Here is a 25,873-nt window from a genome sequence, read left to right as displayed (position 1 = left end):
AGGCAATAGCCTCGCTCTTTTCTATCTTCCCCGACTTAGGCTTTCACGGTTTTAAACGCAGACAGTAAAGATTCCAACTTATCCGCTTGCAACTGGAATTCAGAAGCCATTTCCTTGCTGTGCGCTGATTCTTGCAAAAACTCTTCGGATAGTGTGTTAATGGCTACCATATTCTCGTTTACATTTTGAGTGATCTCTGTCTGTTCACTTGCAGCAGATACAATTTGAGCTGCCTTCTCTGAAATGGTTTGGATAGAGTTAGCAATCTGCTCAAAGCTTGATGTGGCATTCGATACGTCTTCGACACTGGTTTGCGCTAGCTCATGACAGCTCTCCATGGTCGATACTGCCGAATTTGTTGCAGATTGGAAGTTGGATACCATATTCGATATTTCTTCAGTTGAGTCATGTGTGCGCTGCGACAGTACCCGTACCTCATCGGCTACCACGGCAAACCCTCTCCCTTGCTCTCCTGCACGAGCCGCTTCTATTGCTGCATTGAGCGCTAGTAAATTAGTTTGCTCTGCTATGCCTCGAATGGTGGCAACGATGCTGTCTATCTGCTCACCACTTTTTTCCAGTTCTGCAATGATTTCCGAGGCAACATTGACTTGTTCGGCGAGCTTATGGATTGATTCTTTGCTCATGTTAGCCATCTTGCCGCCTTCTTCACTGATCTGCTCTGTAGTCCGGGAAATCGCAGCTGTCTCTTCCGCGTTGTCAGCGATGCTGGCTGCAGAGGAAGCCATGTTATCAACGGAGTGAGTAATTACTTTCATTTCTTGCTGTTGTTTATCAGAACGCTGAGAATGAATCTCTGAGGAGGAGGAAGTTTCAATCGCTTGTTCGCTTATCACTTTTGTCACGCCATTTAGACTAAGCATAATATCCGTTAAGTTCTGGAAGAAGCCTCGTACACTGGCCAGTAAAGTCGAGTCCATGCCTGCGTCGCTGGGTACTATCAGGTTTCCATTGGCTGCTTGCTCCACGGAGCTTATTACAATACTTGATTCGACGAATTGGCGATTGCCTTCGTAAATATAATAAGTTGAGACTGACAAAGCTAATAGCGCGCAGACAACGTGATAGATAAGCGGAGCCAATAACCCGATGCTACTTTCTGCTCCCCAAGAGAATACTTTGAGTGGGCTTCCCCATAGTTCAATGCCAGCATATTGGCAGTAGGAGAGTGTGAGGTGATGTATTACGGTTGTTAGCACCAATACCAATACTGGTGTGTAATCTCGGTATCTATTGAGGATGGCGAAGTTGATGAAGAACAAAAAGTGACCTTCGCCAAGCCCATTAGATTGCTGAATGGCAATGGCCATCATTCCGGTAAGTATCGACGCCATGACGACTCTCGAGATCATGCTGCCAGCACAGGTAGTGTAAGTAATAGCCGCGAGCAAAGCGAGCCCGCCACCACCCAATATGCCAAGCAGGAAATAGCCATTTTGCCATGAAGTTAAAGCGCTTAAAAATACGGCATAGGCGATAATGACATATAACAATAATTTGTCTGCCTGCTTAAAATCTTCGCTAAACTTTTCCTTTAGCTCTGGAGACAGATTGGCGTCATAGCAAATAAATAGACTTTTCAACATAAGCTAACCTCATAAATGAACTTCTTCGAGCAAGGCTTGGACGGAAAACGTATTTGGGTTGTAGGCTTTGACTATTTGCCAACGTCCTTCGCGTTGCTCCAATACGTATGTTCTTCCTTGGTGTTTTATAAGTTCGCCATGCTGACTAATATTGAGCCCAAATTGTGATTTCATCTTTTCGGAATTGGTCATGGAAATATGATGACCGACAAAGCTTGGATGAAATTGCTGAGCGTATTGCTGGGAGAGGGAAGGGGAGCTATTTGGATCGATATCGACAAATATGACCTGTGGCTGGGTTTGCAGCTGTTGGATTGTTTGGCTTATCGTCGCAAGAGTTAAAGGGCATATATCAGAGCAACCTGGAAAGCCAAAGAATACAATCGCTTTTGATGCGCTGTTGTTCGATAAAAAGTCTCCAGCTACAGTTTTATTGCTTACTATTGGCATTGTGCCGATTAAAATAATAAACACCATAACTATGGCTAAGATACTTCCGCCGAATAGAGTTTGTCCCCACCGAGACTTGATTGAGAGATCCATTTCCCTGCCTCGTTTTACTTCACCATTATTCCTTTAATGCGAAAACGATTAGTGTCCCTGCACTAAGTTTGTACGATTAAGTATAGACGAAGTAATGTGATCGAAGTCTAGGTTAGGTTAAGGGGGAGAGGAATACGGGTGTGAATTGCTGACAGCGATTGCTGCCAGCGAGTATAACTTAGTGTTGTTCTACGTACTTCTTGAATTTTGCTTTGGTTGCAGCGTCAGCTTTTGCGTACCAGAAGTGCAACATTTCCTCAGCGGTATTTTTCCCTGTGACTTCTTTCAGTTCACCTTGCTTAAGCGCTCGTTGAGTCAATGTTAGTGCTGTGACGATTGCAGCCGGGCCGCCTTTGGTATTGTAGTCTTGAGCTTCACGCGGGTAGTCTCGACCTATTTGCACGCCTTCTTTGATGAGACGGTCTTGTTCGACAACTAGTTTATTGTCATTTTGGTCAACAAGGTTCCACTGTAGATTGTTGATGTTTTTCTGTGCTTGGCTAAGAGTATTGTACTTGTTAAATACAAAATGCAGTTTGGCATCTTTGGCATTGAACTTAGCAATAATAGCTTGGCTTTCTACCGTTATGCGTTTTTTACCTTGGTCAAAATAAGGAGCGTACTTAAATACGATTTGGTTATCACCATTTGGCAGAACAATGGTTTTATTGCTAGAAAACATGCTGCCTTCCATCTGAGGAGTTTCACTATTAGCCGCTAACAATTCCACTGTATCAGGAACAGTGATGGTTACTTTTGCCATTGCGAAAGTACTAAATACCATTGCCAACAAAAATGAAGCAGGTTTAATGAATTTCATTATTTATATCCTATTAGATTCCGTCTTGCAGAGACTGCCTAGCAATCGAAAATATTGCAAATTGTTTCTGTATTGAAATGGCATCTTTAATAGAATTTTTACAGAGGTGATGGATAAACCATGCGAAAGGAATCACAGCTATACTTGTATTGATTAAGGTATAGTGTGACCACTTATTATTTACAGGAGGATAAATCGGTGAATCGTATAGATATGCTGGATATTAAGCTCGTTTTATCTTCTTGGTATAACCTAGATTACTGCCTTTCCTTACTTAATAAATCCAGTTAGTCCTTCGTTTTTTCTCGCTCAATGCTTTTGAGCTTTGACATATTTTCAATATGACTTTTCAGAAAAATTTTACGCTACTTTAAGAGATTGAAGTTGGCGGGATAAGCAGAAGGATACAACTCATGAAACGCATACCAGAGCCATTTAGAATCAAGATGGTTGAGCCAATCAAGATGACAACTTTGGCAGATCGAGAATTAGCACTGAAAGAAGCAGGTCTCAATCCATTTCTATTGCGAAGCGAAGATGTTTATATCGATCTGTTGACCGACTCCGGCACAGGAGCGATGAGTGACAACCAGTGGGCGGGCCTCATGATGGGAGACGAGTCATACGCTGGCAGCCGTAACTATTTTAATCTTTGCAATGCTGTTGAGCACTTCTTTGGTTACAAGCTCACCGTGCCAGTCCACCAAGGCCGTGGAGCAGAACAAATTCTTTTTCCCGCACTTATTGAACGGATGCGGCAAGTTCGTGGTGGGGATTCACCAGTGTTTATTTCTAATTACCACTTTGATACCACAGCTGGACATGTCGAGCTAAACGGTGGCAAGGCGGTTAATGTGCTGGTTGAAGAAGCATTTGATACAACAACGCCGTACGATTGGAAGGGCAATTTCGACCTCGACAAACTGAATGCCACTATCGAGCACTATGGGGCGAAGAATATCTGCGCGATTATTTCTACTATCACTTGTAATAGCTCTGGTGGTCAGCCAGTATCGATGAAGAACTTGCGGGCAGTTTATGAAATAGCGGCGAAAAATGATATCCCGGTGATCATTGATTCCGCTCGATACTGCGAAAACGCTTACTTCATTAAGAAGAGAGAAGAGGGTTACCAAGATAAGTCGATCCTAGAGATTGTTCGGGAGATGTATCAGTATGGCGACATGCTGACAATGTCAGCCAAAAAAGATCCAATGGTTAATATCGGTGGCTTGTGCTGTATTCGTGATCATGAAGAGTTGTTTGCAGCGGTGCAGACGCGTTGTGTTCCGATGGAAGGTTTTGTCACCTATGGCGGAATGGCAGGGCGAGATATGGAAGCGCTCGCGAGGGGATTGTACGAAGCTGCCGACGAAGATTTTCTGAAATATCGAATTGCTCAGGTTGAATACCTAGGTGAAAGGTTGAGATCGGCAGGCATTCCAATCCAATACCCCACAGGAGGCCATGCTGTATTTGTCGATGCAGGAAAGATGCTTTCACATATTCCAGCAGACCAATTTCCAGCTCAGGTCCTGTGTAATGAGCTCTACTTAGAGGCGGGTATTCGCGCTGTAGAAATTGGTTCTTTGTTACTAGGAAGAGACCCAGAAACAGGTAAACAGAAACCTTGTGAAATGGAACTAATGAGACTCACAATTCCACGTCGGGTGTACACCAACGATCACATGGACTATATCGCAGATGCTATTATCGAACTGAGTCGCAATGTCGATAAATTGAAAGGGCTCGATTTTTCCTACGAGCCGCCTGTATTGAGGGAGCTATGCTGGTTTCTGGTGTATGGAAGAGAAAAGAAGTTGCGGTGTAATCTGTTGATGTAGTTCTCACCAGAACGATTAACAGAAAGGTACACCGCATGACTGATAATACTGTTGTTTCACTGAATACACCACAAGACCCGCTCACTGAATTGATACGCCAAGGTGCAAGAGACTTAATTTCACAAGCTGTTGAAGCGGAGCTTCAGCAGCTGCTTACTCAATATCAGAATACGATGGTTGACGGCAAACAAGCCATAGTTCGCAATGGTTTCTTACCTGAGAGAACCTTACAAACAGGTGTCGGCGATGTGGAAGTGCAAATTCCTAAGGTACGAGATCGCTCAGGGAATGGTGTTAAATTTAATAGCAGCTTGATACCACCGTATCTCAAGCGAACTAAAAACATAGCAACACTGCTCCCACTGCTCTATCTCAAGGGGATATCGACGGGCGATATGCTACCCGCTCTTGAGTCGCTGCTCGGTAAGGATGCAAAAGGACTCTCAGCCAACAGTATCTGTCGCCTCAAGGAGCAATGGCATGAAGAATACGAGCAGTGGCGCAAACGAGACCTCGGTAAGCGTCGCTATGTCTACGTCTGGGCTGACGGTATTTACTGTCACGTCAGAATGGACGACAAGCTCTGTTTGCTCGTCATTATTGGCGTCGATGACACTGGGCGCAAAGAAGTCCTTGGCGTTCTGGATGGTCATCGAGAGTCAGAAGCAAGTTGGACGGAACTCATTGAGCAGTTACGAGCACAGGGATTACAGTTAGCACCAAAGCTAGCCATCGGAGATGGCGCACTTGGTTTCTGGAAAGCGGTTGCTAAGTGCTGGCCTCAAACGGGTCAGCAGCGTTGCTGGGTACATAAGACAGCGAATGTGCTTAACAAGGTGCCCAAAAGTGTTCAGCCTAGGATGAAGGAAGCACTGCAAGATATCTGGATGGCAGAGACCAGGAATGAGGCTTATCATGCCTTCTCAACCTTCCAGAAGCGCTTCGAAGCCAAGTACCCAAAAGCAACGGACTGCTTGGTGAAAGACAAAGCTGAAATGTTAGCGTTCTACGATTACCCAGCAGAGCACTGGGTTCATATCAGGACGACGAACCCGATAGAATCAATGTTCGCCACAGTACGCTTGCGCACGAACAAGACGAAGAACTGTGGAAACAGAAAGACTACGTTGATGATGGCTTACAAGTTAATGCGCAGTGCAGAGACGAAGTGGCGTCGTCTACGAGGTTTTAAACTCCTGGCTGATGTTGTGAAAGATGTTCGCTTCATCGATGGGGTGAAAGAAATGGAGACTCATCAACAGGCTACTGCATGATCTCCATACACCACATTTGACAATAGCTCGTATTGAGGCACTTTACGGCGAAATTTAAGCAAATTTAGACTCGATACTAAATAAAAAAAGCCCTGATAAGGGCTTTTTAAAACTCGTTACTACTCTTTATTTTTCTCGTTCAGCGAGCACCTCTTTAAATGCGAACATGCCATTCAAAGAAGCTGGGAATCCAGCGTAAACTGACATTTGTATAATGACTTCTTTAATTTCTTCTTCACTGCATCCAACGTTTAGTGCAGCGTTTAAGTGAACCTTAAGCTGAGGAGCACAATTCCCTAAAGCCGTTAAAGCCGCGACGGTGGCAATCTCTCTAGATTTTACATCTAAGTTTGGGCGAGAATAGACATCACCAAAAGCCTCTACTGTATGCTTCGCTAAATCTGGACTTATGGTGTCTAGGCTCGCAATAACATTGTGACCCGCTTCTCCATCTATACTTGATAACAACTCTAGTCCTTTTTCAAACCGCAACGTGTTCATTCGAATTCTCCTATTGATTGGAATAAACACACTCTACAAGTTAGAGTTGACTCTAAGTCAAGCAACTTTTCCTTGTTTATACAGCATTATTTTATCGTCCAAGGCGGATAGGTGCTTTTGTTGCATCTCGATATGGCGAATAAGTTCCTCTCGATGTTGTTCTAGTAACTGCTGCCTCTCCTTTAAAGTCTCAGTGCCGTTTTCTCTCAAACTTGCGTAGACCAATATCTCATCTAACGGCATGCCTGTATCTTTTAGCCGTTTAACAAACTCAATCCAACTCTTATCTTTATTCGTGTAAACACGATGCCCGCTAACACTTCTTTGAATATTTTTGAGTAAGCCAATTTTCTCGTAATATCGAAGTGTGTGAGACGACAAGCCAACCTGTTTGGAAAACTCTCGAATATTCATTTAGTTCCTCTTCCTACTTCAACATTCGGCGCACTTTTTAGTTTTGTGGCTCGGTGACCTGATAGAAACTCTAGTTGACATTTATGTAAATATATCTTCTAACTTTAAACATGCGCACTATAAGTTATTTATAAAAATACCGCTTGAAAACAATTAATTATTCTTATAGTGTTCGTGGCTGTTAATATTTATTGTAAATATTAACTAACAAATTGGATATTAACATCAAGGAACGATGTGTTGCATTTGTCCCACTAGGATAGAGTGGGAATTCATACACCTATTCAGCTTTGTCTGAATCACAAACGTTATCACACTCGCCTTGCACAATAACTTATCAGCTTGATTTTCTTACAAGGAGTTAATGTGAGAATTTTTAAATTGGAGTTTGCACTCCTTTTGGCCGCATTCATATTTATCCCAAGCCAAACCTACGCAGCATCGAAATGCTACGATGCCCCTTTCACGCTAGAAAATGGTCAGTCCATTACTACAGACGATGGCTCTACAAGGTTAGTAGCGCAAGCAGATGGCGTCGTTGTTTTATATGATAAGACGGCTGAAGCTGGCTCTAATGTACTTTGGAGAATGACTGGTACAGAGCTTGTTTTAAGCGATGGTGGAAACGTTAGTGTATTGCGTTCCAATGGAAAAACGAAATGGAGCTCAGAGACTGCAAGTCCTTACCCAACGGAGTTTTGTGTCGAGACAGGCAATATCTCTGTTTACGATAAAATGACTAAAAATCCACTATGGCAAGCTTATCCTGTCACTCATAGAGAAGCTTTTGAAACAAAGTTAAGTACAGGTGACGGTTCGACTTGCTATGTTGATGACGCAGGTAAAGCGTATTGTTGGGGTAAAAGGTTTCAATCTACTCTGGAAAGTTCGACACAATCCAAAATCACACCAACTGAAATCCCTGAATTGTTTAATTCTTACGAGGCCAGCACTGGATTCAGGAACTTATGTGATGTAGATAGTTCGGGACGGGTAGCTTGCTGGAGTAACAAAGTAAAAGAAACTAAGCTGTTTAACGCACGCTTCTTATCCAACAGCACATATCATACCTGCGCTATTACTGAGTCTTACCACGTAGCATGTTGGGGGGATAATACGTGGGGAGAACTCGGAAATGGAACTACTATCGACCAAACGTCTCCTGTGTTGGTTGAGAGTTTATCTAATGTTGCTTCTGTAAGTACCGGAACTGGAGGAACTTGCGCCGTAACTTTTGATGGTGATATATATTGCTGGGGCAACAATTATTTTGGCCAGTTAGGCAATCTAGATAGCGATATTTCTACAACCCCTGTCGCCCTAAGAACCTCCGGTGATGTAAGCAAAGTTTCTGTCGGTGAAGGTCACACTTGTTTCCTAAAAAAAGACGGCCATGTAATGTGCTTAGGATTGAATGACAAGCAAGAGCTTGGCAATGGAAATAGTACAAATTCCGTGGTTCCAGTTGAAGTATCCAACTTAAGCGATGTTGCCACGATCAGTGCCGGTAACTTTCATACCTGTGCACTTAAAAATGATGGCACAGTATGGTGCTGGGGCTTTAATTATCGTGGCCAACTAGGGATGGGCTCAATTGAAACAACTTATGTGCCTGTGATGGTAAAAGACCTCAATAATGTCGTTGCGATCAATGCTTCTGGTGCAAACCATACTTGCGCTAAAATTGAGGATGGTTCGATATATTGTTGGGGCGACAATTACTATGGACAACTAGGAGATGGTAGCCTTGTCGATTCTTATGTTCCTAAGAAAGTGATCTTTCCCAACTAGCTAATTACAGTAAATTTTATAAAAATCAAAAAGTAGGAGGCAAATCGCCTCCTATTTCAGTTTTTCAGAAAACCAATAATCCTGTCATTGACTACGTTGGCTTTTTGCAGCGAAACTCCATGGCCAGAGTCAGCAATCGCCACAAATTTACTGTTTGGGATTCTCGATCGCGCATCATCAATCATTTCGCGGGATATCTCTTTATCTTCGGTTCCCCAAATGATCATAGTGCTTTGTTTCTGCTTTCCTAACAAGTCATACGCTTTAGTGTAATCACCCAGAGCATCGCTTCTTAGCATTGAGAGCAAAGAGCGCTGAAATCCATCATAGGTCATCTGCTCGTGGTATAGCTTTAGGTAGTGTTCTGAGTTTGGGCTGTTGCCATATAAATCACGGAATCTTGCAATCAAGGTGCTTTTGCCAACAAATCGAGCCGCAGCTTCTCCTAGCACTGGAGTTTTAAAAATTGCGGGCACCTTATAATCATCGACAACAGGTGCGATCAAGACCAGCTTATCTACCTTATTTGGGTTTTGAGATGCAAAGTTAACGGCAGTGCCAGCGCCGAGAGAGACGCCAACTAAATGGAATGGTGTGGAGATTGAAAGTGAGTTGACTAGTTCGCTCAGCTGGCGCTGATACAGTGCTTGATCATAGGCTATGTCAGGTCGGTCTGAATAGCCACGACCGAACTTGTCGTAACTGAGTACACGATAGCCTTGCCTTGTGAGTGCTTGTATCTGTTTATCCCATGCCCAATGAGGGATGGTACCACCATGCACGAGAACAACCACCTCTCCACTTTCAGGCCCATCAAGTTGGTAATGTGTGAATCCGTCAGATAACCGAATGTAGTTAAGACCAGTCGTTTTTCGAATAGAATCGTTCAGGGGTTGAGTTTCAGGATTCAATGAAATGTAGCCAATTGTGGTGATTATAATTAGGCCAAAAAAGACAGCCGCAATTCCTTTCCAAGTTTTCATTTTACTTATATGCCTGACTAGTGAGCAATCCGATATATCCAATATAAATCGCTTAGCCAAGCAATACTTTGTTGAGGTACTCAGTTATGGACTAGGGTGAAGTGACCACATATTTTCCATAAATTTCGTCGTATCCTCCATTTTGCTTCAACTTGTCAAATGAATCTTGGAATAGCTTTACCGTGCTGTCTGGTGTATCAAGACTGAACGCTAGATAGTAGCTCCCGCTGTTTGGTAGTGCGAATAGTGGCTCAACTATAGACATAGTTTCACCTAGCTGGTTTAACTCATACGCCATAGCAAGTTTAGGTTTTAAGATTAAATCATCTCTTCCAGCAAGAAATTTCGCTACAGTTAGGCTTTCTTTGTGGATAGGGTTTAGCTGTTTGTCTGTAAAGCCTTGCGATTTAAGATAGGTCGTACCCGCTGATTTTGCTACAGAAGTAATGGTGTATTTTTTGGCATCCTCTAATGTGTTGACCACGATGTCTTGCCTCTTTTTCAGCTTCCAAATCCAAACGGTACGCTCGGCTACTGGTCCAACCCACTTGAATAATGGATCTCTGGCTTCAGTTCTCGTCATGGTATACAGGAGTATGTTTTTGTCATTGAGAGCCATTCGGTAAGCACGCTGCCAAGGATAAAGCTCAATCTTGAGGTTTTGGTTACCTGTGTCCTTTAATATCGCTTTAACGACGTCTGTTGTAAATCCAGTGACTTGGCCATTCTTTTGATAGTTGTAGGGAGCGTAGTCTTCCGTGAGAATGGTCAACTCTAGGCTCAACGCCAACCTTGGCAGGGTTGCAGCTAGAAGTAGAATTAATAAAGTTTTTGTCGCGCGCATAATAAGCTCTCGTATGTATATAAATTAAGCATAGTGATTACTGAGAGCCGCGCGGGCTTTTGCCTGCCTTAATGCTGTAAATCGCAAAGATGAGACGAGTTGAGCAGAGAAATTTGGATAAATGAAGAAAGTTTCTGAGTTTAGGAAAGCAGCCAGCCAACTACGGTTAAGTCGTTGGCTGGCATACTCGTTAAGGTTAGGTTCGGAACTTAGACATATGCCCTGCAATGCTCTTACTTAGATCGAGCACTTGTTGTGAATTGTTGGAGTTTTCCACCGCACCGGCGGAAGCTTCACTTGATGCATCTGAGGCTTCAACAATTGCTTGGCTTATTTCCTCAACGGCCATTCTCTGCTCTTCCGTCGCATGAGAAATTTGCCCACTTCGTTCAGAGATATGATTGATCATCTCCTGTACTTCTTTTACTGAGTGCTGTGAATCGCCAACTTTCTCTGCAGTGTTTTCTAACATGGTTGCAATGCGAGTCAGCTCATCTTCAACGGATTTAGTTGCTTGATCCAGTGCTTGGATGTTCTTCTGGATTTGCTCTGTCGATTCACTAGTTTTAACCGCTAAGTTTCGAACTTCATCTGCAACCACGGCAAAACCCCGCCCTTGCTCACCAGCACGCGCTGCTTCGATAGCCGCATTGAGTGCCAATAAGTTGGTTTGTTCTGAAATATCGTTGATGACGTTCAGTACGGTGGTGATTTTCTCGCCTTCTTCGATCAGTTTGTGCATTTCTGCATTCACATGATCCATCTCTTCACGCATGTTAAAGATCTCTTGCGAAGAGGACTCAATCGTATCGTTTACGCCGTTTGTTAGCTGAGCAGCATTGCTTGCTTGAGAGGCGGTATCTGAAGCGGTATCTGCAACAACTGCAACAGATTGGTTCAACTCAGTAGCAGCGGCGGCGACGGTGGTGAGTTGCTGTTTCTGAAGGTCGAGCTTTTCAGCATTATCTCTAGCGGTGGCACCATTTTGTGTAGCTTTATCTTCTAACGTAATGGATGCTCCAGTTACGTCGATGACGATAGTCCGTAGAGATTCAGTAAACACATTGATGCTATCGGTGATAGCGTCAAATTCTTTGTATTTTGCTTTCTGAATCTTGTTGGACAAGTCGCCTTCACCAGATGATAGCGCTTGAATTCTTTCGGTAAGCTGTTGTAAAGGTTTGAGCACCGTTAAGGTCAAAACGAGTACTATCGTGACACTAATAATAAGGTCAAGAATAAGTAGCTCAACGATATTCATCTTCAAAGAGTGGGATAATTTGGCGTTAAGCACATCGGTGTTGTAGAAAACAATCACACTACCCACGTCATTTTTCTCATCGTACTCCACAAAGATAAGCTGATCTTTGACGGAGTGGTCTTCGTCTAACATCGACTTATCTTTTACATCAACGATTTTCGGTTCAGCCCCATCTTCCGCCCCTTCTAAGGTCAAAAACAGTACTTGTCCTCCCTGATTATCAAGCACTTGTACGGCTGAGATCTCAGGTGTATTCAATTCCGCTGCGATGGTTGATTTGGCTGTATCTAGGTCAAAATCCCACATAAGCCTAGGTAGACTCATCGTTAAACGCTGAGTACTATTGCCAACTGTTTGGTCGAGTTCTTGTTGTAGGTTGTCTTTAAAACTTTGATATTTTATAAAAGCCGATATAAGTAATACGACTGTGACGGCAGCGATTACTTGAACGAGGAATATAACCTTCAAACTCTTCAAAACAGACTCCTTGTCGTTAAGAATAGGGATATAAATAAAATAGTTATAGGTTGTGTTTTAATCAAATTATCAATAAAGAATGTTCGACCAAATCACCTCGTAGCAAAAATCTAAATCAATAACTTAGGTTGGTTTTTGTGTGTGTTACTTGGCCAGTAGTTTAGCTAAGGAAAATTGAATGAAAGTATTGGTAGAGGCAAGCCGTGTCTCAAAGCAATATAAGAATGCTAGTTCTGGAAACGATAAAGCTATAATAAACATAGGCTTCCAGTTAAAAGAAGGGCAAGTCTTGGGCTTACTCGGCCATAACGGTGCTGGTAAATCGACACTAATAAAAAGTTTGTTAGGTGCGCAAAGCTATTCTGGAGAAATAAAAATCAATGGCTTGAGCCCAACTTCCCACCGAACCGAAATAATGAAGAGTTTGTCTTATATCTCAGACACCAGTACGTTGCCGAATTGGATGACTGTTCAGCAGCTGTTGAAGTATACCGCTGGTGTGAGTCAAAGTTTTAGGCTGGAAACAGCTAAGAAACTACTGTCGGATACGGATATTGGCATGCGGTCGCGCATTGGTGCTTTATCTAAGGGTATGAAAGTACAGCTCCACCTTGCCATCGTTATTGCAGCCGATGCCAATGTGTTGATTTTGGATGAGCCGACCTTGGGGCTAGATTTGATGTATCGTGATGTTTTCTATAGGAACTTGATGAATTGGTTTCAGCAAGGAGGAAAATCATTGATTATTGCTAGCCATGAAGTCGATGAAATTGAAAAACTGCTCACAGATGTATTGATTCTCAAACAAGGCCGAATGGTGCTCAATGACTCAATAGAATCATTGCAACAGAAATACACCCTAATCGAAGCCGCCAATGAATATTCAGAACAGGTTAAGAGCTTACATCCTATTTATTCTCGGCCAGGAATGAGCTCTACTGAGTGGTTAGTTGAATCACAGCAATTGAATTTGCCGCAAGAAGTATTTGTTCGCAAAAAAGCTTCGCTTGCCGATATATTTCTCGCTTTTCAGCAAGGAGAAAAATCATGAGACCGACTTTACATATGCTTGAGAAAGAGTGGCTTGAGAATAAGGTCGTGACGACAACACCGATCATACTTTTTGTATTCAGCATCTTTATTGCAATAGCTATGTTTTCAAATTCTGGCCACTTTGCTAACTTTTCTTATCAATACAGTTTCAGTGGCAGTCAAACATTGACTTCAATGTCGGGCTTTAATTTTAGCCTAGCCAGTATCTTGATCTCGATTGCCGGGGTGGTGTCTATTGCGCTTTCAAGCGCTTATTTTCCGAAAACGCTATTGAAGGAAAAGCAAGAAGGCAGTTGGATGTTTTGGCGTAGTATGCCGGTCAGTGACTTACATAGACACCTTGTTAAACTACTCTTCGGGCTCATTGCAATACCTTTATTTTGCTCCTTTTTCGTTTTAGCGGCAGAATTGTTGTTTTGGATAGTAAAGCTTACTTCGGGCCAACAGGCCGGCTTTCTTTTAGCTCCACTAACGTTTACTCATGTTGTTTCAGGCTGGATAGAGTTTCTGGGCAGAATGTTTATTGTGGCAATTGCACTATTGCCTCTTGCGGCTATTGCTTTGGCCGTATCTCAGCGAACCCGTTCGCCAATCATCACCATGTTTGTCGCTATCTACTTATTAAAGCTAATGCCAATACTGCTTTTTGGTTTTTATGGCGTTAGCCACTTTGTCAGCGCTGTTATTGACTTGCCGAGTAGTGCTCTGTTTGACACTAACCCTCTTAGCGGGTTTATGCATGCGAATATGTTGTTTTTGCTCATCTACTTTATGTTGGGAGTAGCTGGTTTTATGGCTAGTTTGCGATTCAGCAAAACCGACGAGTAATTCTTCACTGCAATAAAAAAGAGCTGACCCAAATGATTGAGTCAGCTCTTTTTTGTTATTTTAAATGTCTATTTATTTCATAAACCAAGAAATAAACACGACAAAACCAAATAGGAACGTAACCATTAGAGCGAGCTTTCCACCGCCTGCGGTATAACTACCATCAAGCTCAATGCGCTCATTGACGATATCGAATGCTGGCTGACGAAGTTTTACCACCATAGCTAGTGGTCCCCAGACCGCGAGGAATACAAGCACCATACCAGCGTAACTCAACATACCAACGAACTGATCAGCAAACAGCTTGGTGAGAACCAACGGTAGGATAAAGGTAAGCGCGTAAGTAATCGCTTTGTTGCTTGATACCGCATCTTTATTCTGGTCGTACAGCGCCATCGAAACACCTAAAAATGAAGTGATCAAAGCAAGAGCTGAGAAGATAGAGCTGACTTCTTTAATAAACGGTTTGTTGTAACTGAAAGACGAGATAAGATCAGAGATACTGTGGAACTGGCTTACAGTATGAACGCCTAAGTTGCCAATAATGGTAAATAGCCAAGCTAGATAACAAGCCAGCGGAATCAAGCCACCCAGCAATACCATATTGCGAATCTGTTTTGGAGTCGCACCTTCGTTGTAGGTTACGAGTGAAGGAATCACAACCATTGAACCAAAGCTTGTAAAAATAACGGCACTGTACTTGAGAACATCGTGGAACGTGTAGTGACTTGCTTGGTCGATGTAGCTCAAATGAATATTGGAAGACAGATAGCCAATAACGATAAACAGCATCGCGACCATGACGATAAATAGCGCACGATTGAGCTTGTCGATGTGTTTGGTACCTGAAGCGACAACTACGCCCATTAGCAAACAGAAGATGGTATAGCTGACTGCAGGTGAAGAGTTAACGCCAAGTCCTGCAAGGATCTTATGGAATAAGTCCCCAACCCCTAACAGGTAGGCAATCATTAGACAGATCAGCAATAAATAGAAAAGCGCGTTAATAAAGTGCTTAAACTTTGTGCCAAGTGTGAGATAAGCAATTGTGCTCATACCACAATGACCTTTAGTTTTTGTGCAAGCTTCAGCAAGCAGTAGGGCGGAGTATGTGGTCCCTACAAAAATAAACAGCATCAGCAATGTACTGGCGTAGAAGCCAAATTGTGCCAATACCATTGGGATGGCCAACATCCCAGCGCCTAGGGCAGTTCCTGCAAGTATTAAGGAACTACCAAAAAGTCTCATATTCAAAATGAACTCCGTATATTCGGTATGCTAATCGGTTTCGTCAAAGGCGCTCTTTGTAACAAAAAGTAAACCTCAGTACAACGAATTCTAATGAAATATGAGCAACTATTGTCGCAACGCAATGTTAGTTGCCAAAATAAGTAGCTAGGTTGATGAAGAGTAGGGTAGAGCTCTTGAGTTCAAACTGAGTTGGTAGCAGAATGAGATAAAAATTTTCAGGAGTGACGATGGAACTTTCCGATATTCGCCGCGAGTACACGAAAGGCGGCCTACGTAGAAAAGATTTAAATGCAGATCCAATCGCGCAATTTAACCTGTGGATGGAACAGGCCATTGCTGCAAAAATGACGGATCCAACGGCTATGACAGTGGCTACCGTAGATGCATCAGGTCAGCCTTTTCAGCGGATTGTATTGCTAAAAGATGTTGGTCCTTCAGGCTTTGTATTCTATACCAACTTAGGTAGCCGCAAGGCGCAGCACATTGAGCAAAATAGTAAAGTGAGTATTCACTTTCCTTGGCACCCATTGGAAAGACAAGTCCATATTACTGGGACGGCAGAAAAATTGTCGGCACTAGAGAATATGAAGTACTTCGCATCACGGCCGAAAGAGAGCCAAATTGCCGCGATTGCGAGTAAGCAAAGTAGCCGCATTTCAGCTAGAGGGATATTGGAAGGTAAGTTTTTAGAACTTAAGAAAAAGTTCGAGAAAGGTGAGGTGCCAGTGCCAAACTTCTGGGGCGGTTATCGAATTAGGCCTGAAAGCATTGAGTTTTGGCAGGGAGGTGAAAACCGACTCCATGACCGTTTCTTATATTCAAAAGAAGCTGAAGATTGGCAGGTAGAGCGTTTAGCGCCTTAGTTTTGAACCAACAACGCCGCTAGCAATAGCGGCGTTGTTGTTTTGGAACGTATTCTTAAATGTTAGTTTATCTCTCGAACCACTCTAAAGCCAACATAGTTTGCTGCTGCGGACGGTGCAATAAATAGTCGTTGATACGCTTCAGCCATCGCAGGAGAGAAGTTCCATGCACCTCCTTTAGCGAGCCCGCGGTTGTCAGTTGTCCACTGCCACACGTTGCCGACCATGTCATATAGCCCAAGTGGGTTTGAAGCGAAAGCGCTTACAGGCGAGGTACTCTTATTTGACCAAGGTGTTCCGCCCCAGCCAGTATTCGCCTTTCCGGGCTCAAATTTGTTTCCCCACCAGTAATTGTCGTGACTACCTGCCAAGGCCGCTATTTCCCACTCGTCTTCAGAAGGTAAGCGGTATTTAAAGCCAGTTTCATTGCTTAGCCAGCGAGCGTAAGCTGAGGCATCATTTCGACTCACACAGACAACAGGTGAATTCGGATATTGTTTAAAGCCCGGATCGCGCCAATAGCTTTTCGCAATTGGTGTAACTTCTGACCCTTCTACCGTAGTACAAGTGTTTTTCAGCTCGGCATCTGTTTGGTAGTTAGTCTTGCTGATGAAGTTTTCGAACTGTGTGACGGTGACAGGTGTTGCTCCGATTGCGTAAGCATGATCAAGGTTAACTTGTTTTGATGCGTTTTCACCAATTAGGTACTCGCCAGACAAAATGGTAACGACATCTGGGGCTTTCGTTCTGCCGTTGATTGCGTCTGCAAACTCTTTTCCGGCAACCAGCTTATTTTCTTTTTCGCGCAGTACTGCACGTAAGTTGTGATCGGAATTGATTTTTAGCTCTCGATTGAAAGAGCGGAAACCATCTTTTTGTACCGTAATCATATGCGGGCCAACAGGGACCATGATTTCTACTGGTGTACTGCCATATGAGACGCCATCGACAAATACTCGGTCATTGTATTGGTTGGAGCGAATTGAAAGGCTGACCCAAGCTATTTCTTGCTGGCTGCCAGGTTTCTCTGCATACGTACCGGGAGCAAAACAATATTTGGACTCTAAGTCGAGTAGCTTACACGATGTGCTTTCAGATGGCCTAGCATCTAGCTCCACTTGCAACACTGTTTTGAAGCGCATACCGTCATAGAACCCTACATCAAGCGTTTTGTGGCGCAGTACATGGATATTGAGAGAAACATTGTTGATGTTTCTTTCCACTAACTTAGATTCAGACGTTTGATCTATCAGGTTTTTTTGGAACTGTTTTACGGCCTTTTGTAGAGCGAGTTCTTGGGTTTGAGCGGTACACTGTGCGATAGTCATATTGGACTGGCAAAGATTAGTGAAGCTCACTTTTTCTTGCTTAGTTTGTCCTAACTCGCTTTTAAGGCGCTCTACTCGTGCTCTTTTCTTGTCCTCAAGAAGACTAGCAATATTGTCTTCGATGCCTTTGACCCCTGCTTGTGCTTGGTCAAATTTAAATTTTACATCCTGAGTCTTTTGCTCCGCTTCTAGGCGCGCTTTTTGATTTTGTTTGACGCTTGACCAAGCTTGTTGGTAGGCATTTTGTGATTGGGAAATGTCGATGTCGGGATCATCGATCATTCTCTGGTAATCTTGAGCAAGGCTCTGTTTGGCTTTTGCGAGATCAGAATCGTACTCTTGCGCTTCTTGCGAGAGTTTATCCAACTGCTCTTGCTGCAGGTCCAATTGTTGTTTTTGTTTATCTCTAGCATCTTGAGCTTTTTCAAGCTCGGTATTCTTACTAAATAGGGCATCATCTATAGCGATAACTGAGGAGGGCGTTCCTTCTGCCATTGCTGACGATGCTATCCAGCAAGGTATAAGCGCTAAGAATAAAGCTGTTAAACCTTGTCGCATTGTCTGTCTACTTCAGTGATATTAATAAAAATAGTTCTAAGTGGAAGCACCACTTTACCTTGTTATATCTTACGATATCGACGGACAAAACGGCGCTTAAACTGCATCTTTGTGAAACTCAACAAAATAATGGAAATTGTAGTCTTGTAGCTGGTTGAAAATTCAGCAATTAACTCACTTTAGCCCACTAAGTCTGTTTGCTTGGTCTAAGCTTAACCCAAACTGTATCTCGACCTTTTACGTTGATGGTTTGGTTGTACGTCTCATAGCCATCTTTTGATACAGTCACTTGGTGACGTCCAGTTGGTAAAACTAACTCCACTGGCGTACTTCCATAATCTATGCCGTTTATCGTCACTGAGTCGTTGTATTGATCAGAACGAACAGTCACATTGGCCCAGCTTTTATTCTTATCGTTAGCTTTTTTCGCAGCGTCACCTTTTAAGCAGTAACGGCTAGATACGTTGAGTAGCTTACAGGCAGCGATTGCTTCTGGTTTTGCTTGCAGCTGCGCTTGCATCTGAGTGAAATATTCGTTGTTACCTTCAAATCCAGCACGAATAATTTGGCTTTCTTGAACGTGAATATTGAGCTGCACTCCTTTCACGTTTTGCTTGGCGATTACTGACTCTGTTAGGTTATCCATCAGCTCTGAGCGGAAAGATTTAACGGCTTTTTGTTTGGCAAGATGCTTACCTTGGCTAGAACATTCAGCCAAGGTCATGGTCGTAGAACAGGTTGTTTTATAGCTAGTTTCAAGTACGGAACTTTCTCTTAGCTCAGCTGCGAGTCTTTTCACTCGGGCTTCAACGCGTTGCTCTTCTAAATTTGAGAATTCAGTATTGAGGCGGGCTTGCTTTTGCTTGATCTGAGAAAGCTTCATTTCATTTTCAGTAATGGCTTGCTCAGTTTCTAGTTTCGAGTTTTGATTAGCTTTTACGGCGGCCCAAGCTTGCTGATATTTCTTTTGGAAAGAGACCAAATCTGTATCAGGATCTTCGAGAAGGCGACTATATTGTTTGTCTAATGCTGATTTAGCCCGGTTCCGTTTAGCTCCAAGCTCATCACCTTCACGCTTTAGTTTCGCTTGTTCATTCTTTAGCTGTTGAAGCTGCCCTGACTCGCTATCATACTCCGATGCCATAGTATCTATCTCAGCTTGTTTTGTGCTGAGTTTTTTGTCGATTGTAGTAACTGGATCGACTTGGTTTACTTCTTCGGCCAATAACGGTGTTGAAAGCCATATAGGGCTTAGCGCAAGTAACAGCGCTGGGATGCGACGTATTATCATAGGTCCCTGCATACAAATTAACGTGTTAACCCACATATAGAAAAATACAAACTAGATGAACCAAGCAAAAGCGTTATCTAAACGTATTTTCAATTCCTTTATGTTTCTAAAATCTACAACCAGAAATTCACTAAGTAAATGACTTTGAAAATTTTAGAGTCATGCATTATCTATTTTGAGCACATTGTTAAATTATGCAAGTCTATAATTTTAACCTGCTTGCAATATCGACATTCGAATAGACATTGACCGTAATTAATGTGCACTTGATCATTGTTCCGTGTCCTTGTCAAAAGGTTTTATTCAGCTGAATAACTGGTTGGATAGGTGTTCATTTTTATATGCTGGATGCACTGTTTTCCGAGATTTGGGCGTATGAAGTAGTTGCGGTATGATTGACCATCTTGGTGATAGTGAATACGGGCGAAAACAACTTGCAATTGGATAAGTATAAAATCGCTGACTCTGTTGAACATGACATTCGTCCCGCTCAACTGGTGACCTTACCTTCATATATGGATTGCCATGATCATGACTATACGCAAGTAGTGATTGGTTTAAATGGACAAGCAGAATTTGAGGTTCAAGGCTCTGGCAACAAAATTGGTCCCGGACAGGGTTGTGTCGTCTCTCACGGCCTTGATCATGCTTTCGGTAGTTTATCTCAATACTCAGATATCTTAGTTGTCAACTTAGCCAAACCAAGCGAGAACGAGCCTGAAAATCTAAAAAAATTCAATGATATATCTAGTTCTGATGTTTATTTTAGCTTGGATTTACGAGTAAGCCGACTGATTTGTAGTTTGGTTGAAGAGCTTAGAATTAGCCCTGATGATTTGTATTTGAGCAGAGCTTGCTGTGATACGGTGATTGCTTTGCTATTGCGCCACTCTAAAACAAAACCAATACCAGCGAGAGAATCTAGGTTCGATATGGATGCTATCGATAGCTACATTGAGCGACACCTTTCGCAAAAAATTACCGTAACCCAACTAGCAGGTAGTGTTTACCTTGGAGAGAGCCAATTCTTTTACTTATTTAAGGAAAAGTTTGGTGTGACACCTCATCAATATGTCTTATCCAAGCGAATGGAAAAGGCGAAGTATCTCATCGAAAATAGTGGCCTATCCTTGGGCCAGATTTCAGAGCTGACTGGATTTTCTGGTCAAAGTACGTTCTCCCATAGTTTTGCCAAACTCATTGGTCTTTCCCCTTCCCAATACCGAAAAACTCGCAACAAATAGGGCTATTGCTAAAATTCCTATACTGATTTTGCTGTGATGATGTAGTCATCTTGTTAAAAGTCGGAGGATTTGGAAAAAAGCACGGAGTATTTCGCAAGTATTTACCAGTAGCACGAAATAAACTCCAGCCAATGTAGAATTCCCAAGCGTGATTGGATCTGATACCGAGGACTACCAATGTTTATTGCAACTGATGTGCTAAATGCAGAGTTCGTTAATCAACCATTGAACCAACTATGGTCAAAGATTTCTCCACTTTATATGGTGGACGAAACTCAATGGTTAGAGCAGCTTTTGCCACTCGCAACACCAAGTGAAGTAGAAAAGTCTCAAATTACCCAAAAGACAACGCAGCTGATAGAAGCCGTTCGAGCGGACAATAAAGCAATCCAGATGATAGACGCGTTGCTTTTAGAATACAGCCTAGATACTCAAGAAGGCATATTGCTGATGTGCCTTGCTGAAGCTTTAATGCGTATCCCTGACTCAGCGACTGCTGACGCTTTAATCAAAGATAAGTTAAGTGTTGCTGATTGGAAATCTCATCTAAAGAACTCTGATTCGGTGTTTGTTAACGCTTCTACTTGGGGCTTAATGTTAACGGGCAAGGTTATTGGTGTTTCAAACGATACCAAAAGCCCGACTCAAGCGGTCAACCGTTTAGTCAATAAGCTTTCTGAGCCTGTGGTTCGAAAAGTGATGCATCAAGCGATGAAAGTCATGGGACACCAGTTTGTACTGGGCAGAACCATAGAAGAAGCGCAAAAAAATGGCCGCTCGATGCGCGACAAAGGCTTCACCTATTCCTACGATATGTTAGGAGAAGCAGCGCTTACTACGGCAGATGCAAATAAATACTACAAAGACTATTTAGTGGCGATTGAAGCTGTGGGCCGAGATAAGTATGCACAAAGCACTAGCCCGGCTCCGTCTGTGTCGATAAAGTTATCTGCTCTTCACCCGCGATATGAGGTAGCCAACGAAGAGCGAGTTCTATCAGAACTATATGAAACAGTGATGCAATTACTGTGTCGGGCAAAAGAACTTGATGTCGCGATTACTATAGATGCAGAAGAAGCTGATCGACTAGAGTTGTCTCTTAAGCTGTTTGAAAAAATCTACTGCAGTGACTCGGTGAAAGGTTGGGGTAAATTTGGTCTTGTTGTTCAGGCATACTCTAAGCGTGCACTAGCAGTATTGCTGTGGCTTAACGGGCTGGCAAAGCAACAAGGTGACTTGATACCGCTTCGCTTAGTAAAAGGGGCCTATTGGGATAGCGAAATCAAGTGGTCTCAGCAAGCGGGTTACGATAACTACCCAGTATATACACGTAAGGAAGCAACTGATGTAGCTTACCTTGCTTGTGCTCGCTTCTTGTTGAGTGAGAATGTTCGAGGCAACATTTTCCCACAGTTTGCAAGCCACAACGCTCACACAGTCAGCGCAATTGCTGTTATGGCGCAGCACAAAGACTATGAATTTCAACGTCTGCATGGCATGGGTGAAGCTCTCTACAATCATGCCATGTCGTCTTATCATCAATCGGTAAGAATATATGCACCTGTTGGTAGCCACAAAGACTTACTGCCATACCTTGTGCGCCGTTTATTGGAAAATGGAGCGAACAGCTCTTTCGTTCATCGCTTAGTTGATGCGGGCTGCCCAATTAATTTGCTGACAAGGCATCCAGTGGAAATGTTGTTAGAGTTTGATACTTTACATAATGCTAACATCCCGTTACCACCTAAGATCTTCCCCGATCGCAACAATTCGCTTGGGATCAATATCGATATAGAAAGTGAAGCTAAGCCTTTTGAACAACAGGTTGAAAGCTTCTTGAACAAGCAATGGCATGCTGCTCCATTTATCAATGGACAATCAAGTTACGAAAGCATGATCAAGAGCGGATCTCAATGTGAGCGAATCACAGCCCCGTATGATCGTAGAGTCGAAGTTGGTCAAGTGGCTTTTGCAAACCTTGATCATGTTTCCGAAGCGATTGATGGTGCAGCAGCAGCTTACCCAGCTTGGAATGAAGCGAGTATTGACGAAAAATCTTCATTGTTGAACAAGTTAGCGGATCTTCTTGAAAGCAATATGGCTGAGTTGGTGGCTATTTGCCATCAAGAGGCTGGCAAGACGATACATGACAGTATCGATGAGGTTAGAGAAGCGGTTGATTTTTGTCGTTTCTACGCGAATTCGGCGAAAGCACTTGGCGTTCAGACAGTACAAGGCTTGGATGGCATTGATCAGCAAATCTCTCGAGTGGGTCGAGGTGTATTTGTCTGTATTAGTCCATGGAACTTCCCGCTGGCAATATTCTTAGGCCAAGTAACAGCAGCCCTTGTTTCTGGGAACACAGTTGTTGCTAAGCCCGCAGAGCAAACTAGCTTAATAGCAATGAAGGCTATTGAGTTAATGAAGCAAGCTGGCTTCCCTGACGGAGTCATTCAACTTTTACCGGGCAGAGGTAGAGATATTGGCGAAGCTCTGACCAGCAGTACTCAAGTCGCTGGAGTTGCATTTACTGGCTCAACAATTACGGCTCAGCGAATTAACCAAGCGTTAGCGGCAAGAGATGCCAACCCAGCACCGCTTATTGCTGAAACCGGTGGCCAGAATGCGATGATCGTTGACAGCACTGCATTGCCAGAGCAGGTTGTGCGTGATGTATTGCGCTCTGCTTTCGCTTCAGCGGGTCAGCGATGCTCTGCACTACGAGTGTTATTTGTTCAGGAAGATATTGCCGACCGAATCGTTACTTTAATAAAAGGTGCAATGAGTGAACTTAATGTCGGCAAGCCTTATTTACACTCAACCGATGTTGGGCCTGTGATTGACGGGACGGCAAAAGAGAAACTACTGGCGCACATTGATGAAATGACATTAAGTCAGAAAAAAGTGGCGCAACTCAAGTTAGACCCAGAGTGCGAACACGGAGATTTTATTCCGCCAACAGCGTTTGAAATAGATGATATCGCTTGTTTGACCGAAGAGCAGTTTGGGCCAATTCTGCACATCGTTCGGTACAAGGCGAAACAGCTTGCTGACATAGTAGATAAAATCAACAAAACTGGATATGGGTTGACACTAGGTGTTCATAGCCGTAACGAAACAACTTACCGTTGGATAGAGAGAAATGCCAAAGTCGGAAACTGCTATATCAACCGTGATCAAGTTGGTGCCGTTGTTGGCGTGCAGCCATTTGGCGGTCAAGGATTGTCTGGCACTGGGCCAAAAGCTGGTGGTCCGCACTATCTCTATCGTTTTACCAAAGTACAGTTTTCTTAATTGCTGCTAACAGGAGAAATAACTATGACTCATCAAGTAACGTGTTTTTCTGATGCTCTTGCTGCAGGAGAAAGCTGGAATCTGACGGATTTTGAATCCAAATGTAAGTACTTACTATCTACTGTCGAAAGGCTAGATAGTGAGCCTAACCTACCTTCGGTAATAAACTATCAATTAGAACATGCCAAGCTACTATTAGCTTCCACTCACAACCTCGTTGGCCCAACTGGAGAAACGAACGAGTTGTATACGTCAGGTCGAGGCGTGGCGCTCATTATCCAAGATGACAAATCCTCAAAAGCTAGGCAAGCGGTTGTGGCTTTGTTATCGGCAGCTCTGTTAGCCGGTAACAGTATTATTGTTTGTAGTGATGACAATGAATTAGCTGGTCAACTGGCTAAGGCATTGGTGTCGTTGCCAGCAAACTTAATCCAGTTTGTGTCTTATGATGCTTATCATCAGCTATTGGAGTCTGACGTTCGAAGCGTAGGTTATGTGGGCAACGAATCTGTAGAGCGCTCTATTAATCGTCAGCTCTCTAAGCGCACAGGTGCAATTGTTTCGTTAGTTTCGGAAACGGATGCTGAATGCAGGCAGCTAGTGTTGGATACTCACTTAGTGCTGAGGTTTATCACTGAAAAAACGCGCACCATAAACATTACCGCAGTGGGAGGAAATGCTACGCTGCTCGAACTCGGTAGTGAAAGCCACTAATTTATGAGAAAAGTCGCCTAACTAGTTGACTTCACAAAACTGAAAATTTAATTTTTCATTCATAATTTAGATTGGCTTGTTATATGCCAGATAAGCTCTGTATAATACAGAGCTTTTTTTATATACGCTCCGTATTCTTTGTGAGCCGATTTAGTATAAAATTTGAATTGTGTCACAAAAAAATGCTTGAGTTTGAGCTATACGTGTCATTCTGCTCATATTGAGCTATGTATCAGTTAATCGCCCGTTTTTTTAGAGGATAAAAAAAATGCCAAAAGCTTACTGCCATTGCTGTCGCCGGGAAACGCCCCAAAAAGTAGTAATGAAGCGCAGTCAGCCAGCACATGGATCGGTTTTGCAAACAGTACAAAACATAGTGTCTGTTGTTTTTCAGGGCGGGCATTATGTTCAAATGGAAAAACAGAGCTATTGTCGAGTTTGTAACAGCCGTACCGAGTTAACTGATGCGGATTTCTCAAGTGCTAAAGTCATTTAACAACGTTTAATGGGTTGTTAAATTCCTTCCTCCTGATTTGATTCAGCAGCCAACCTTTGGCTATTATTTCTGTCACATAACCAAATACTATTCAGATTATGGCGCTAGATAGAATCGATCGCGAAATTTTACGTGCCTTGCAATTAAAAGGGCGCTTATCCGTTGTTGAATTAGCAAAACAAGTTAATTTAACCAACTCACCTTGTGCTGATAGAGTTAAACGCCTCGAAAAGGAGGGCATTATTAAAGGCTATCATGCAGAGCTTGACCCAGAAAAGCTTGGTTTAGATGTGCAAGTGTTTATTCATATCCGACTAGATCAATCGAGTTTTTCAGTTTTTGAAAAGTTTGCTTCTGCAGTCGACTTAATGCCGGAAATCGAAGAATGCTATTCTTTGTCTGGAGACTTTGACACTATGATAAAAATCAGGGTGAAGGACATGAAAGCATATCGCACTTTTATGTCCAGCAAGTTGGGCACTTTGCCTGGAGTCATTCAAACTCGAAGTGAAGTTGTGATTGAAGAACACAAGAAAAGCTTTGGCATAAACCCAGACCAGCTAACAAATTTATAAACAAAGAAAGGAAAGCTGA

The 25,873-nt window shown here is 42.9% G+C and carries 22 protein-coding genes; 11 read left to right on the top strand and 11 right to left on the bottom strand.

Going from position 1 to position 25,873, the window contains the following annotated elements; translation table 11 throughout:
- Nucleotides 1-35: 35 nt before the first annotated feature.
- From L7A31_RS06625 to L7A31_RS06615, 3 genes are all read right to left on the bottom strand, one after another.
- The gene (locus L7A31_RS06625) at nucleotides 36-1,607 is read right to left on the bottom strand and encodes a methyl-accepting chemotaxis protein (protein ID WP_237360702.1); all 1,572 of its coding nucleotides are present in this window, start codon (nucleotides 1,605-1,607) and stop codon (nucleotides 36-38) included.
- A gap of 9 nt (nucleotides 1,608-1,616) precedes the next feature.
- The gene (locus tag L7A31_RS06620) at nucleotides 1,617-2,150 is read right to left on the bottom strand and encodes an SCO family protein (protein ID WP_237360701.1); all 534 of its coding nucleotides are present in this window, start codon (nucleotides 2,148-2,150) and stop codon (nucleotides 1,617-1,619) included.
- 178 nt (nucleotides 2,151-2,328) lie between these two features.
- Nucleotides 2,329-2,970, bottom strand: a complete 642-nt coding sequence (locus tag L7A31_RS06615; protein ID WP_237360700.1) for a DUF2057 family protein — start codon at nucleotides 2,968-2,970, stop codon at nucleotides 2,329-2,331.
- 413 nt (nucleotides 2,971-3,383) lie between these two features.
- Here L7A31_RS06615 and L7A31_RS06610 point away from each other — a divergent pair, with 413 nt between their 5' ends.
- Complete coding sequence (locus L7A31_RS06610) at nucleotides 3,384-4,814, top strand: tryptophanase (RefSeq protein WP_237360699.1); 1,431 nt, start codon at nucleotides 3,384-3,386, stop codon at nucleotides 4,812-4,814.
- A gap of 35 nt (nucleotides 4,815-4,849) precedes the next feature.
- The gene (locus L7A31_RS06605) at nucleotides 4,850-6,088 is read left to right on the top strand and encodes an IS256 family transposase (protein ID WP_237359438.1); all 1,239 of its coding nucleotides are present in this window, start codon (nucleotides 4,850-4,852) and stop codon (nucleotides 6,086-6,088) included.
- A gap of 126 nt (nucleotides 6,089-6,214) precedes the next feature.
- Here the strand turns inward: L7A31_RS06605 and L7A31_RS06600 are convergent, their stop codons facing one another.
- Together L7A31_RS06600 and L7A31_RS06595 are read right to left on the bottom strand one after the other, a co-directional pair.
- Nucleotides 6,215-6,589, bottom strand: coding sequence for a carboxymuconolactone decarboxylase family protein (locus L7A31_RS06600; RefSeq protein WP_237360698.1), 375 nt, complete (start codon nucleotides 6,587-6,589; stop codon nucleotides 6,215-6,217).
- 57 nt (nucleotides 6,590-6,646) lie between these two features.
- Nucleotides 6,647-7,003: a MerR family transcriptional regulator gene (locus tag L7A31_RS06595; RefSeq protein ID WP_237360697.1), complete on the bottom strand. Its 357-nt coding sequence runs from the start codon at nucleotides 7,001-7,003 to the stop codon at nucleotides 6,647-6,649.
- Between the two features lie 366 nt (nucleotides 7,004-7,369).
- Between L7A31_RS06595 and L7A31_RS06590 the strand changes: the two genes are divergently transcribed.
- On the top strand, nucleotides 7,370-8,794 hold the full coding sequence (locus L7A31_RS06590) for an RCC1 domain-containing protein (RefSeq protein WP_237360696.1): 1,425 nt from the start codon (nucleotides 7,370-7,372) through the stop codon (nucleotides 8,792-8,794).
- Nucleotides 8,795-8,850: 56 nt separating this feature from the next.
- Here the strand turns inward: L7A31_RS06590 and L7A31_RS06585 are convergent, their stop codons facing one another.
- From L7A31_RS06585 to L7A31_RS06575, 3 genes are all read right to left on the bottom strand, one after another.
- Complete coding sequence (locus L7A31_RS06585) at nucleotides 8,851-9,777, bottom strand: alpha/beta fold hydrolase (RefSeq protein ID WP_237360695.1); 927 nt, start codon at nucleotides 9,775-9,777, stop codon at nucleotides 8,851-8,853.
- Nucleotides 9,778-9,868: 91 nt separating this feature from the next.
- A complete protein-coding gene (locus tag L7A31_RS06580) occupies nucleotides 9,869-10,621 on the bottom strand; it encodes a substrate-binding periplasmic protein (RefSeq protein WP_237360694.1) in 753 nt (250 codons plus the stop codon).
- A gap of 196 nt (nucleotides 10,622-10,817) precedes the next feature.
- Nucleotides 10,818-12,359: a methyl-accepting chemotaxis protein gene (locus L7A31_RS06575; RefSeq protein WP_237360693.1), complete on the bottom strand. Its 1,542-nt coding sequence runs from the start codon at nucleotides 12,357-12,359 to the stop codon at nucleotides 10,818-10,820.
- A gap of 178 nt (nucleotides 12,360-12,537) precedes the next feature.
- Here L7A31_RS06575 and L7A31_RS06570 point away from each other — a divergent pair, with 178 nt between their 5' ends.
- Nucleotides 12,538-13,410 carry an ABC transporter ATP-binding protein gene (locus tag L7A31_RS06570; protein WP_237360692.1) on the top strand — a complete coding sequence of 291 codons (873 nt, stop codon included), beginning with the start codon at nucleotides 12,538-12,540 and terminating at the stop codon, nucleotides 13,408-13,410.
- The gene (locus tag L7A31_RS06565) at nucleotides 13,407-14,240 is read left to right on the top strand and encodes a hypothetical protein (RefSeq protein WP_237360691.1); all 834 of its coding nucleotides are present in this window, start codon (nucleotides 13,407-13,409) and stop codon (nucleotides 14,238-14,240) included. The genes L7A31_RS06570 and L7A31_RS06565 overlap by 4 nt, the downstream gene beginning before the upstream one ends.
- A gap of 72 nt (nucleotides 14,241-14,312) precedes the next feature.
- Here L7A31_RS06565 and L7A31_RS06560 read toward each other — a convergent pair whose 3' ends face one another.
- The gene (locus L7A31_RS06560) at nucleotides 14,313-15,488 is read right to left on the bottom strand and encodes an amino acid permease (RefSeq protein ID WP_237360771.1); all 1,176 of its coding nucleotides are present in this window, start codon (nucleotides 15,486-15,488) and stop codon (nucleotides 14,313-14,315) included.
- A gap of 230 nt (nucleotides 15,489-15,718) precedes the next feature.
- Here L7A31_RS06560 and pdxH point away from each other — a divergent pair, with 230 nt between their 5' ends.
- Nucleotides 15,719-16,354: a pyridoxamine 5'-phosphate oxidase gene (gene pdxH, locus L7A31_RS06555; RefSeq protein WP_237360690.1), complete on the top strand. Its 636-nt coding sequence runs from the start codon at nucleotides 15,719-15,721 to the stop codon at nucleotides 16,352-16,354.
- A 62-nt stretch (nucleotides 16,355-16,416) separates the two neighbouring features.
- Here the strand turns inward: pdxH and L7A31_RS06550 are convergent, their stop codons facing one another.
- Nucleotides 16,417-18,240, bottom strand: a complete 1,824-nt coding sequence (locus L7A31_RS06550; protein WP_237360689.1) for an SUMF1/EgtB/PvdO family nonheme iron enzyme — start codon at nucleotides 18,238-18,240, stop codon at nucleotides 16,417-16,419.
- Nucleotides 18,241-18,427: 187 nt separating this feature from the next.
- Entirely contained in the window at nucleotides 18,428-19,531 is a 1,104-nt protein-coding gene (locus L7A31_RS06545; RefSeq protein WP_237360688.1) for a PEGA domain-containing protein, read from the bottom strand.
- A gap of 440 nt (nucleotides 19,532-19,971) precedes the next feature.
- Between L7A31_RS06545 and L7A31_RS06540 the strand changes: the two genes are divergently transcribed.
- The 5 genes from L7A31_RS06540 to L7A31_RS06520 all read left to right on the top strand — a co-directional run bounded on the left by L7A31_RS06540 (nucleotide 19,972) and on the right by L7A31_RS06520 (nucleotide 25,854).
- On the top strand, nucleotides 19,972-20,775 hold the full coding sequence (locus L7A31_RS06540; protein WP_237360687.1) for a helix-turn-helix domain-containing protein: 804 nt from the start codon (nucleotides 19,972-19,974) through the stop codon (nucleotides 20,773-20,775).
- A gap of 177 nt (nucleotides 20,776-20,952) precedes the next feature.
- A complete protein-coding gene (gene putA, locus L7A31_RS06535) occupies nucleotides 20,953-24,069 on the top strand; it encodes a bifunctional proline dehydrogenase/L-glutamate gamma-semialdehyde dehydrogenase PutA (RefSeq protein WP_237360686.1) in 3,117 nt (1,038 codons plus the stop codon).
- 24 nt (nucleotides 24,070-24,093) lie between these two features.
- The gene (locus L7A31_RS06530) at nucleotides 24,094-24,783 is read left to right on the top strand and encodes a 1-pyrroline-5-carboxylate dehydrogenase (protein WP_237360685.1); all 690 of its coding nucleotides are present in this window, start codon (nucleotides 24,094-24,096) and stop codon (nucleotides 24,781-24,783) included.
- A 268-nt stretch (nucleotides 24,784-25,051) separates the two neighbouring features.
- Nucleotides 25,052-25,279 carry a hypothetical protein gene (locus tag L7A31_RS06525; RefSeq protein ID WP_237360684.1) on the top strand — a complete coding sequence of 76 codons (228 nt, stop codon included), beginning with the start codon at nucleotides 25,052-25,054 and terminating at the stop codon, nucleotides 25,277-25,279.
- Between the two features lie 98 nt (nucleotides 25,280-25,377).
- Entirely contained in the window at nucleotides 25,378-25,854 is a 477-nt protein-coding gene (locus L7A31_RS06520; RefSeq protein ID WP_237360683.1) for an Lrp/AsnC family transcriptional regulator, read from the top strand.
- Nucleotides 25,855-25,873 lie beyond the last annotated feature (19 nt).

Source organism: Vibrio marisflavi CECT 7928, assembly GCF_921294215.1.
Classification (GTDB): Bacteria; Pseudomonadota; Gammaproteobacteria; order Enterobacterales; family Vibrionaceae; genus Vibrio; species Vibrio marisflavi.
This window is presented reverse-complemented; position numbering and strand designations above follow the sequence as displayed.

What these genes read in the sequence shown, in the direction of transcription:
- L7A31_RS06620 (WP_237360701.1), bottom strand. Translation starts at nt 2,150, where the DNA reads ATGGATCTCTCAATCAAGTCTCGGTGGGGACAAACTCTATTCGGCGGA.
- L7A31_RS06605 (WP_237359438.1), top strand. Translation starts at nt 4,850, where the DNA reads ATGACTGATAATACTGTTGTTTCACTGAATACACCACAAGACCCGCTC.
- L7A31_RS06545 (WP_237360688.1), bottom strand. Translation starts at nt 19,531, where the DNA reads ATGATAATACGTCGCATCCCAGCGCTGTTACTTGCGCTAAGCCCTATA.
- pdxH (WP_237360690.1), top strand. Translation starts at nt 15,719, where the DNA reads ATGGAACTTTCCGATATTCGCCGCGAGTACACGAAAGGCGGCCTACGT.
- L7A31_RS06595 (WP_237360697.1), bottom strand. Translation starts at nt 7,003, where the DNA reads ATGAATATTCGAGAGTTTTCCAAACAGGTTGGCTTGTCGTCTCACACA.
- L7A31_RS06600 (WP_237360698.1), bottom strand. Translation starts at nt 6,589, where the DNA reads ATGAACACGTTGCGGTTTGAAAAAGGACTAGAGTTGTTATCAAGTATA.
- L7A31_RS06565 (WP_237360691.1), top strand. Translation starts at nt 13,407, where the DNA reads ATGAGACCGACTTTACATATGCTTGAGAAAGAGTGGCTTGAGAATAAG.
- L7A31_RS06525 (WP_237360684.1), top strand. Translation starts at nt 25,052, where the DNA reads ATGCCAAAAGCTTACTGCCATTGCTGTCGCCGGGAAACGCCCCAAAAA.
- putA (WP_237360686.1), top strand. Translation starts at nt 20,953, where the DNA reads ATGTTTATTGCAACTGATGTGCTAAATGCAGAGTTCGTTAATCAACCA.
- L7A31_RS06625 (WP_237360702.1), bottom strand. Translation starts at nt 1,607, where the DNA reads ATGTTGAAAAGTCTATTTATTTGCTATGACGCCAATCTGTCTCCAGAG.
- L7A31_RS06560 (WP_237360771.1), bottom strand. Translation starts at nt 15,488, where the DNA reads ATGAGACTTTTTGGTAGTTCCTTAATACTTGCAGGAACTGCCCTAGGC.
- L7A31_RS06585 (WP_237360695.1), bottom strand. Translation starts at nt 9,777, where the DNA reads ATGAAAACTTGGAAAGGAATTGCGGCTGTCTTTTTTGGCCTAATTATA.
- L7A31_RS06550 (WP_237360689.1), bottom strand. Translation starts at nt 18,240, where the DNA reads ATGCGACAAGGTTTAACAGCTTTATTCTTAGCGCTTATACCTTGCTGG.
- L7A31_RS06610 (WP_237360699.1), top strand. Translation starts at nt 3,384, where the DNA reads ATGAAACGCATACCAGAGCCATTTAGAATCAAGATGGTTGAGCCAATC.
- L7A31_RS06530 (WP_237360685.1), top strand. Translation starts at nt 24,094, where the DNA reads ATGACTCATCAAGTAACGTGTTTTTCTGATGCTCTTGCTGCAGGAGAA.
- L7A31_RS06520 (WP_237360683.1), top strand. Translation starts at nt 25,378, where the DNA reads ATGGCGCTAGATAGAATCGATCGCGAAATTTTACGTGCCTTGCAATTA.
- L7A31_RS06580 (WP_237360694.1), bottom strand. Translation starts at nt 10,621, where the DNA reads ATGCGCGCGACAAAAACTTTATTAATTCTACTTCTAGCTGCAACCCTG.
- L7A31_RS06570 (WP_237360692.1), top strand. Translation starts at nt 12,538, where the DNA reads ATGAAAGTATTGGTAGAGGCAAGCCGTGTCTCAAAGCAATATAAGAAT.
- L7A31_RS06615 (WP_237360700.1), bottom strand. Translation starts at nt 2,970, where the DNA reads ATGAAATTCATTAAACCTGCTTCATTTTTGTTGGCAATGGTATTTAGT.